Origin of the sequence: Streptomyces beijiangensis (genome assembly GCF_017315755.1) — a bacterium.
Lineage (GTDB): Bacteria > Actinomycetota > Actinomycetes > Streptomycetales > Streptomycetaceae > Streptomyces > Streptomyces beijiangensis.
Genome location: NZ_JAFLRJ010001723.1, coordinates 1 through 324 on the forward strand (window position 1 = coordinate 1; position 324 = coordinate 324).

Annotated in this window: 1 protein-coding gene; it reads right to left on the minus strand. The window is 48.1% G+C overall.

Annotated features, from left to right (window positions below):
• Window positions 1–301: DUF262 domain-containing protein (locus J0695_RS43385; RefSeq protein WP_206970287.1), on the minus strand; the 301-nt coding region annotated here is incomplete at its 3' end.
• Window positions 302–324: the final 23 nt, after the last annotated feature.

Here is a 324-nt window from a genome sequence, read left to right on the forward strand (position 1 = left end):
CCGTGATTACGATGCAGCGGATTGTTCGGCTGGTGAGGCGCCTCTGCTCGCGAGGTGGCAGGTCTGAAAAACATTGCCCTTCGTACTCTTTGAGCACTGAGATTCCTCTCAGGGCAAACTTATCCGTAAGGAAATCATTAACGGTTTGAATGCGCTGCAGCCCGTCGATTACCTCATAGGTTCCGTCTGGATTTTCTGCAAAATAGCAGACGGGTACCGGAATGTTCAATAGGAAGCTTTCAATCAGTCTGCTTGCTTTTGAGCGATCCCAAACGTATTTCCTTTGGTATTCGATGCTCAAAAGAAGTTGCTGTCGCTCGATAT